The following is a 9,091-nucleotide window of genomic DNA, read 5'->3' on the forward strand; positions in this document are numbered from 1 at the left end:
AAGTCAGTCACATATATACGGTAAGACGACGCTGACGTGGTTTGAAGAGATTTTCGAAGAGTATAAAGAAGTTGCTCAGAGAAGATTCTTGATGGCTAATTTGAACTTGAAATTTAGCACCTAGAAAATTTTTGAAAAAAGAGGATTTTTTTGAATAAAAGCCTTTACAAAAAAAATTAAAGTGGTATAATTAAATCATAAAAGGTGCAAACGTTTTCGTAAAACGTTTGCCTAAATAAAAATAAAGGAGATTTGAATGATGAAAGATACATTCAAAAATGTCTTGTCTTTCGAATTTTGGCAAAAATTCGGTAAGGCTTTGATGGTGGTTATCGCGGTTATGCCGGCTGCTGGTTTGATGATTTCAATCGGTAAGTCTATCGTGATGATTAACCCTAACTTTGCTCCACTCGTTATTACTGGTGGTGTCCTAGAGCAAATCGGTTGGGGGGTTATCGTTAACCTTCATATCTTGTTTGCCCTCGCTATTGGAGGAAGCTGGGCTAAGGAACGTGCTGGTGGTGCGTTTGCGGCAGGTCTTGCCTTTATCCTAATCAACCGTATCACTGGTACAATCTTTGGTGTATCAGGAGACATGTTGAAGAATCCAGAAGCTATGGTAACAACTCTCTTTGGTGGATCAATCAAAGTTGCTGATTACTTCATTAGTGTTATGGAAGCTCCAGCACTTAACATGGGTGTATTCGTAGGGATTATTTCTGGTTTTATTGGAGCAACTGCTTACAATAAATACTATAACTTCCGTAAGCTTCCTGATGCACTTTCATTCTTTAACGGAAAACGTTTTGTACCATTTGTAGTTATTCTTCGTTCAGTAATTGCTGCAATTCTACTTTCAGCTTTCTGGCCACTTGTGCAAACTGGTATCAATAGCTTTGGTATTTGGATTGCCAACTCACAAGAAACTGCACCAATCCTTGCACCATTCTTGTATGGTACTTTGGAACGTTTGCTCTTGCCATTTGGTCTTCACCATATGTTGACTATCCCAATGAACTACACAGCTCTTGGTGGTACTTATGACATTTTAACTGGTGCAGCTAAAGGTACTCAAGTATTCGGTCAAGACCCACTATGGCTTGCATGGGTAACAGACCTTGTAAACCTCAAAGGTACAGATGCAAGTCACTACCAACAATTGTTAGATACTGTTCACCCAGCTCGTTTTAAAGTTGGACAAATGATCGGTTCATTCGGTATCTTGATGGGTGTGATCGTGGCTATCTACCGTAATGTCGATGCTGACAAGAAACACAAATATAAAGGTATGATGATTGCGACAGCTCTTGCAACATTCTTGACAGGGGTTACTGAACCAATCGAATACATGTTCATGTTCGTTGCAACACCTATGTATCTTGTTTACTCACTTGTTCAAGGTGCTGCCTTCGCTATGGCTGACGTTGTAAACCTACGTATGCACTCATTCGGTTCAATCGAGTTCTTGACTCGTACACCTATTGCAATCAGTGCTGGTATCGGTATGGATATCATTAACTTCGTTTGGGTAACTGTTCTCTTTGCCGTAATCATGTATTTTATCGCAAACTTCATGATTCAAAAATTCAACTACGCAACTTCAGGGCGTAACGGAAACTACGAAACTGCTGAAGGTTCAGAAGAATCTAGTAGCGAAGTGAAAGTTGCAGCAGGCTCTCAAGCTGTAAACATCATCAACCTTCTTGGTGGACGTGCAAATATCGTTGATGTTGACGCATGTATGACTCGTCTTCGTGTAACTGTTAAAGATGCAGATAAAGTAGGAAATGTAGAGCAATGGAAAGCAGAAGGAGCTATGGGTCTTGTCATGAAAGGACAAGGGGTTCAAGCTATCTACGGACCAAAAGCTGACGTATTGAAATCTGATATCCAAGATATCCTTGATTCAGGTGAAATCATTCCTGAAACTCTTCCAAGCCAAATGACTGAAGCACAACAAAACACTGTTCACTTCAAAGGTCTTACTGAGGAAGTTTACTCAGTAGCAGACGGTCAAGTTGTTGCTTTGGAACAAGTAAAAGATCCAGTATTTGCTCAAAAAATGATGGGTGATGGATTTGCAGTAGAACCTGCAAATGGAAACATTGTATCTCCAGTTTCAGGTACTGTATCAAGCATCTTCCCAACAAAACATGCTCTTGGTATTGTGACTGAAGCAGGTCTTGAAGTATTGGTTCACATTGGTTTGGACACAGTAAGTCTTGAAGGTAAACCATTTACAGTTCATGTTGCTGAAGGACAAAAAGTTGCAGCAGGAGATCTTCTTGTCACAGCTGACTTGGATGCTATCCGTGCAGCAGGACGTGAAACTTCAACAGTAGTTGTCTTCACAAATGGTGATGCAATTAAATCAGTTAAATTAGAAAAAACAGGTTCTCTTGCAGCTAAAACAGCAGTTGCTAAAGTAGAATTGTAATATACTTGAGGTTGGAAGCTGTATTCCAACCTCTTATTTTGGGAGAAAAGCATGAAATTTTTAACACTCAATACTCACAGTTGGATGGAAAAAGAAGCAGAGGAAAAATTCCAGATTTTGCTTGAGGATATTCTTGAAAAGGACTATGATTTGATTTGTTTCCAAGAAATCAATCAGGAGATCACATCGCCAGAGGTGGAGGTCAATGACCTTTATCAACCTTTGCCAGCATCTGAGCCTATTCACCAAGATCACTATGTTAGACTCTTGGTTGAAAAGTTATCTGAGCAAGAGAAAAATTACTACTGGACTTGGGCCTATAACCATATCGGTTATGATCGCTACCACGAAGGTGTGGCTATCTTGTCTAAAACACCTATTGAAGCCAGAGAAATTTTGGTTTCAGATGTGGATGATCCAACAGACTATCATACTCGCCGTGTTGCCTTGGCTGAAACTGTAGTTGATGGTAAGGAGCTTGCAGTTGCAAGTGTCCACCTTTCTTGGTGGGATAAAGGCTTCCAAGAAGAATGGGCACGATTTGAGGATGTCTTGAAAGAATTGAACAAGCCACTTTTACTCGCTGGAGATTTTAACAACCCAGCTGGTCGGGAAGGCTACCAAGCTATTTTAGCTAGTCTATTAGGCTTACAAGACGCTTTTGAAGTTGCTCAAGAGAAAAGTGGTAGCTATACTGTTCCACCAGAAATAGATGGATGGAAAGGGAACACTGAACCCCTTCGAATCGATTATGTCTTTACTACCAAAGAGTTAGAGGTAGAAAATTTACATGTCGTATTTGATGGTAACAAGAGTCCGCAAGTCAGTGATCACTATGGCTTGAATGCTATGTTAAACTGGAAATAATAACTGAAAAGAGGTTGGGATTCACAAGTTCCAGCCTTTTTCTGATTAGAAAAGCTACTGGACATAGCCTAATACTCTTCGAAAATCAAATTCAAACCACGTCAACGTCGCCTTGCCGTACTCAAGTACAGCCTGCGGCTAGTTTCCTAGTTTGCTTTTTGATTTTCATTGAGTATGAAAAGAGGTTGGAATCATGAAGTTCCAGCCTTTTTCTGACTAGAGAAGCTACTGGAAATAGCCTAAATAAGTGAGACTACTGAAATGAAATAAAATATGGTATAATTGGTAAGATAGATAGAATCGAGGATAGTATGTCATTTACGAAATTTCAATTTAAAAACTATATTAGAGAAGCCTTGGAGGAGTTGAAATTTATAACTCCAACAGAGGTGCAAGACAAGTTGATTCCTATTGTTTTGGCAGGTCGTGACCTAGTCGGTGAATCAAAAACAGGTTCAGGTAAGACTCACACTTTCTTGTTACCGATTTTCCAGCAACTAGATGAAGCTAGCGATAGTGTACAAGCAGTCATTACTGCACCGAGTCGTGAGTTGGCTACTCAAATTTACCAAGCAGCCCGTCAGATTGCTGCCCACTCAGAAGTGGAAGTTCGTGTAGTTAATTATGTGGGTGGTACGGATAAGGCTCGCCAGATTGAGAAATTGGCAAGCAACCAGCCTCATATTGTCATCGGAACGCCAGGCCGTATCTACGACTTGGTTAAATCTGGTGATTTAGCTATTCATAAAGCCAAGACATTTGTTGTTGATGAAGCAGACATGACCTTGGATATGGGATTCTTGGAAACTGTTGATAAGATTGCTGGCAGCCTTCCAAAAGACCTGCAATTCATGGTCTTCTCAGCGACTATTCCACAAAAGTTGCAACCATTCTTGAAAAAATATTTGTCAAATCCTGTCATGGAGAAAATCAAGACCAAAACGGTCATTTCTGATACCATTGATAATTGGTTGATTTCTACTAAGGGACGTGACAAGAATGCTCAAATTTACCAGTTGACTCAGTTGATGCAACCCTATTTGGCAATGATTTTTGTTAACACTAAAACGCGTGCTGATGAATTACATTCATATCTGACTACTCAAGGCTTGAAGGTGGCAAAAATTCATGGGGATATTGCCCCTCGTGAGCGTAAGCGTATCATGAATCAAGTGAAAAATCTGGATTTTGAGTACATTGTCGCAACAGACTTGGCAGCGCGTGGGATTGACATTGAAGGTGTCAGCCATGTCATCAATGATGCCATTCCGCAAGACTTATCTTTCTTTGTGCACCGTGTTGGTCGAACTGGACGAAACGGCCTACCAGGTACAGCTATTACCCTTTACCAGCCAAGTGATGACTCGGATATCCGTGAGTTGGAGAAATTAGGAATTAAATTTACTCCGAAGATGGTCAAAGACGGGGAATTTCAAGATACCTATGACCGTGATCGTCGTGCAAACCGTGAGAAAAAACAAGATAAGCTCGATATCGAAATGATTGGTTTGGTTAAAAAGAAAAAGAAAAAAGTCAAACCGGGTTATAAGAAGAAAATTCAATGGGCAGTTGATGAAAAGCGCCGTAAAACCAAGCGTGCAGAAAGTCGTGCTCGCGGTCGTGCAGAGCGTAAAGCAAAACGCCAAACATTTTAATAGAAATCGTTGGAGTACTGAGCTCCAACTTTTTGCTTTATGAGAACGAACTATCTAAACCGAAATACCACATTAAAGACTGCAAATTGTGTTTAAAAATGGTATAATGATAAAGTTATATAGTCCCGATAAGATGGTAGGTATTTATTACGAAGAGTTTGTGACTCGCAAAGACTGACGGCTCCAAGGTCGCTCGTCTTTCTACGGTTGCCGCCATATTGCGGTCACCCTATGCGCCTTACTAGCTTCATAAATAAAAAAGTATCGTTTTTATTTCTTTCGCGTCGTAACTCTTAGATAATGGAAATACCTATCAGTACTTTGTAACTCTATAACACTATTTTTAAGGGGGGACATTTTTATGTCAGAACGTAAATTATTCACGTCTGAATCTGTATCTGAGGGACATCCAGATAAGATTGCAGACCAAATTTCAGATGCGATTTTGGATGCTATTTTAGCAGAGGATCCAGAAGCTCACGTTGCTGCTGAGACAGCTGTATATACTGGTTCCGTCCATGTTTTTGGTGAAATTTCTACAAATGCTTATGTGGATATTAACCGTGTGGTTCGTGATACCATTGCAGAGATTGGCTACACCAATACAGAGTATGGTTTTTCTGCTGAGACTGTAGGAGTACACCCATCTTTGGTGGAACAATCTCCTGACATCGCCCAAGGTGTTAACGAAGCCTTGGAGGTTCGTGGAAATGCAGATCAAGATCCACTGGACTTGATTGGAGCAGGTGACCAAGGGCTCATGTTTGGCTTTGCAGTGGATGAGACAGAAGAGCTCATGCCATTGCCAATCTCACTCAGTCATAAATTGGTTCGTCGTCTGGCAGAACTTCGTAAATCTGGAGAAATTAGCTATCTCCGTCCAGATGCAAAATCACAAGTTACAGTTGAGTACGATGAAAATGACCGTCCGGTACGTGTAGATACAGTCGTTATTTCTACTCAGCATGATCCAGAGGCTACTAATGAACAAATCCATCAAGATGTGATTGACAAGGTCATCAAAGAAGTTATTCCATCTTCTTATCTCGATGATAAGACAAAATTCTTTATCAATCCGACAGGTCGTTTTGTAGTCGGTGGTCCTCAAGGGGACTCAGGTTTGACTGGTCGTAAGATTATTGTAGATACTTATGGTGGCTACTCTCGTCATGGTGGTGGTGCCTTCTCTGGTAAGGATGCGACTAAGGTGGACCGTTCTGCCTCATATGCAGCTCGCTATATTGCCAAGAACTTCGTTGCAGCCGGTCTTGCTAAGAAGGCAGAAGTTCAATTGGCCTACGCTATCGGTGTTGCCCAACCTGTTTCTGTTCGTATCGATACTTTCGGTACAGGAACAGTAGCTGAAAGCAAGCTTGAAAAAGCAGCCCGTCAAATCTTTGACCTTCGCTCTGCAGGAATTATCCAAATGCTGGACCTCAAGCGTCCAATTTACCGTCAAACAGCAGCTTATGGACACATGGGACGTACAGATATTGACCTTCCATGGGAACGTTTGGACAAGGTAGACGCTTTAAAAGAAGCAGTCAAATAAAATCTTAAGAGGGGGACTTCCTCTCTTTTTTATAGTTTTTAACTATACTGGGATACTGTTCTGAAAATCCATTTTGCGAAAGTAGAGATTTACATGTATTTCTTTAAAAATGCCAAAGGTTGAGATTTCTCCTCGTAATAGATAATCATGGAGATATTTCAATCCAAAGTTTTATTCGTTATCACTTGACTATTGCAAGGTTTTCTAGAGCAACAGAGTCATGGAATGGACTCATGGTTGAGATTTCTCCTTGTTGCTTGGATTTCATTCAAAAGTCTGTGACCCAAGTCTTGTTCAAACTTCCAATACACTAGCTGTTTCCATAACATGACTTCTGCACTAGACTTTCTTTTCCGAATAAATAGATAGAACCACAGAATCTAGTAAACCTAGAATTAAAATTATGGTATAATATTAGCAATAAAAAGAATCTGGAGGATTAGAATCATGGTATCAACGAAAACACAAATTGCTGGTTTTGAGTTTGACAATTGCTTGATGAATGCAGCAGGTGTGGCTTGTATGACGATAGAGGAGTTAGAAGAGGTCAAAAACTCAGCGGCAGGAACCTTTGTTACTAAGACAGCAACCTTGGACTTTCGTCAGGGAAATCCTGAGCCACGCTATCAAGATGTCCCACTTGGTTCTATCAATTCTATGGGCTTGCCAAATAAGGGCTTAGACTACTATTTGGATTATCTTTTGGATTTACAGGAAAAAGAGCCAAACCGAACTTTCTTCTTATCTCTAGTCGGTATGTCTCCAGAGGAAACCCATACTATCTTGAAAAAAGTCCAAGAGAGTGATTTTCGTGGTCTGACTGAGCTAAACCTCTCCTGTCCAAATGTTCCAGAAAAACCTCAGATTGCCTATGATTTTGAGACAACAGACCGGATTTTGACAGAAGTATTTGCCTACTTCACCAAACCTCTTGGAATTAAATTGCCACCATATTTTGATATTGTTCACTTTGACCAAGCGGCAGCTATTTTCAACAAATATCCGCTCAAGTTTGTCAACTGCGTTAACTCTATCGGAAACGGCCTCTATATAGAAGACGAATCTGTCGTTATTCGGCCTAAGAATGGTTTTGGTGGAATTGGTGGAGAATACATCAAACCAACTGCTTTAGCTAATGTTCACGCCTTTTATCAACGCTTAAATCCCCAGATCCAAATCATTGGAACAGGTGGCGTGTTGACTGGTCGTGATGCCTTTGAACATATTCTCTGTGGAGCGAGTATGGTGCAGGTGGGAACCACCCTTCACAAAGAAGGCGTCGGTGCCTTTGACCGCATTACCAATGAACTAAAAGCAATCATGGCGGAAAAAGGATACGAGAGCTTAGAAGATTTCCGTGGGAAATTGCGCTATATTGACTAAATTAAATCGAAAAATCAGAAGAAAGGAGAGAAGATGCTAGCCATTGAAGAGAGTCAGAAGTTGACTTTATCAAATTTACCTAGCCTGAGCCTTTTTACAGGGACAGATCAGGGTCAGTTTGAAGTGATGAAGAGTCAAGTATTGAAACAGATTGGCTATGATTCTGCTGACCTCAACTTTGCCTACTTTGATATGAAAGAAGTGGTCTACAAGGATGTGGAACTGGAGTTAGTCAGCCTTCCTTTCTTTGCGGATGAGAAAATCGTGATATTAGACCATTTTGTAGATATCACAACAGCCAAGAAACGCTTTTTAACAGATGATGAACTCAAGTCGTTTGAGGAATACCTTGATAACCCTTCACTAACAACCAAGTTGTTGATCTTTGCGGAAGGAAAGCTGGATAGCAAAAGACGGCTGGTAAAATTACTTAAGCGTGATGCCAAGGTCTTTGATGCAGTAGAAGCCAAAGAACAAGAATTACGCCAGTATTTCCAAAAGTGGAGCCAGAAAGAAGGTCTGCAGTTTACCAATAATTCTTTTGAAAATCTTCTCGTCAAGTCGGGTTTTCAATTTAGCGAAATCCAGAAAAATCTCCTCTTTTTACAGTCCTATAAGGAAGACTCTGTTATCGAGGAAGAGGATATTGTTAACGCAATTCCCAAGACCTTGCAGGACAATATTTTTGATTTAACTCAGTTTATTCTGACTAAAAAGATGGACCAGGCGCGTGACTTGGTTAGAGATTTGACCTTGCAAGGTGAAGATGAAATCAAACTGATTGCAGTCATGCTAGGACAATTTCGGACTTTTACTCAGGTGAAGATTTTGGCGGAGTCTGGGCAAACAGAAGCGCAGATTGCAAGTAGTCTAGGAAGTTTTCTCGGACGCAATCCTAATCCCTATCAAATCAAGTTTGCGCTGAGAGATTCAAGAGGACTTTCTTTGAGCTTTTTGAAGCAAGTAATTTCCTACTTGATTGAGACAGACTATCAGATTAAGACAGGACTCTATGAAAAAGGTTTCCTTGTTGAAAAGGCACTCTTACAGATTGCTAGTCAGGTCAATTAACATTTGTTGAAACTACAACCCGCGTCAGGATTATCTTGTCGTGGGTTTCTTGCTGATTTGCTTATTTTATACTCAATGAAAATCAAAGAGCAAACTAGGAAACTAGCTGCAGGTTGCTCAAAGCAC

6 protein-coding genes are annotated in these 9,091 nt (G+C 40.5%); all 6 read left to right on the top strand.

Translation table 11 applies throughout. The features are described from left to right. Window positions 1-256: 256 nt before the first annotated feature. Window positions 257-2,437, top strand: coding sequence for a PTS transporter subunit IIBC (locus tag HT703_RS06470; RefSeq protein ID WP_172929986.1), 2,181 nt, complete (start codon window positions 257-259; stop codon window positions 2,435-2,437). A 51-nt stretch (window positions 2,438-2,488) separates the two neighbouring features. Then, window positions 2,489-3,304, top strand: a complete 816-nt coding sequence (locus tag HT703_RS06475) for an endonuclease/exonuclease/phosphatase family protein (RefSeq protein WP_054393091.1) — start codon at window positions 2,489-2,491, stop codon at window positions 3,302-3,304. Window positions 3,305-3,615: 311 nt separating this feature from the next. Then, complete coding sequence (locus HT703_RS06480) at window positions 3,616-4,959, top strand: DEAD/DEAH box helicase (protein ID WP_054393092.1); 1,344 nt, start codon at window positions 3,616-3,618, stop codon at window positions 4,957-4,959. A gap of 361 nt (window positions 4,960-5,320) precedes the next feature. Beyond that, window positions 5,321-6,511, top strand: coding sequence for a methionine adenosyltransferase (gene metK / locus HT703_RS06485; protein WP_054393093.1), 1,191 nt, complete (start codon window positions 5,321-5,323; stop codon window positions 6,509-6,511). Window positions 6,512-6,958: 447 nt separating this feature from the next. After that, window positions 6,959-7,894 (top strand): dihydroorotate oxidase, encoded by a 936-nt coding sequence (locus tag HT703_RS06490; RefSeq protein ID WP_023935809.1) that lies wholly within the window; start codon window positions 6,959-6,961, stop codon window positions 7,892-7,894. A 33-nt stretch (window positions 7,895-7,927) separates the two neighbouring features. Further along, complete coding sequence (holA, locus tag HT703_RS06495) at window positions 7,928-8,965, top strand: DNA polymerase III subunit delta (protein ID WP_023935810.1); 1,038 nt, start codon at window positions 7,928-7,930, stop codon at window positions 8,963-8,965. Window positions 8,966-9,091 lie beyond the last annotated feature (126 nt).

The organism is Streptococcus sp. 3874, assembly GCF_013276425.1.
In the GTDB taxonomy this organism is placed as follows: Bacteria; Bacillota; Bacilli; order Lactobacillales; family Streptococcaceae; genus Streptococcus; species Streptococcus pseudopneumoniae.

Excerpts from the sequence above, each read along its gene's own strand:
- HT703_RS06475 (WP_054393091.1), top strand. The coding sequence starts at position 2,489 with ATGAAATTTTTAACACTCAATACTCACAGTTGGATGGAAAAAGAAGCA.
- holA (WP_023935810.1), top strand. The coding sequence starts at position 7,928 with ATGCTAGCCATTGAAGAGAGTCAGAAGTTGACTTTATCAAATTTACCT.
- HT703_RS06490 (WP_023935809.1), top strand. The coding sequence starts at position 6,959 with ATGGTATCAACGAAAACACAAATTGCTGGTTTTGAGTTTGACAATTGC.
- metK (WP_054393093.1), top strand. The coding sequence starts at position 5,321 with ATGTCAGAACGTAAATTATTCACGTCTGAATCTGTATCTGAGGGACAT.
- HT703_RS06480 (WP_054393092.1), top strand. The coding sequence starts at position 3,616 with ATGTCATTTACGAAATTTCAATTTAAAAACTATATTAGAGAAGCCTTG.
- HT703_RS06470 (WP_172929986.1), top strand. The coding sequence starts at position 257 with ATGATGAAAGATACATTCAAAAATGTCTTGTCTTTCGAATTTTGGCAA.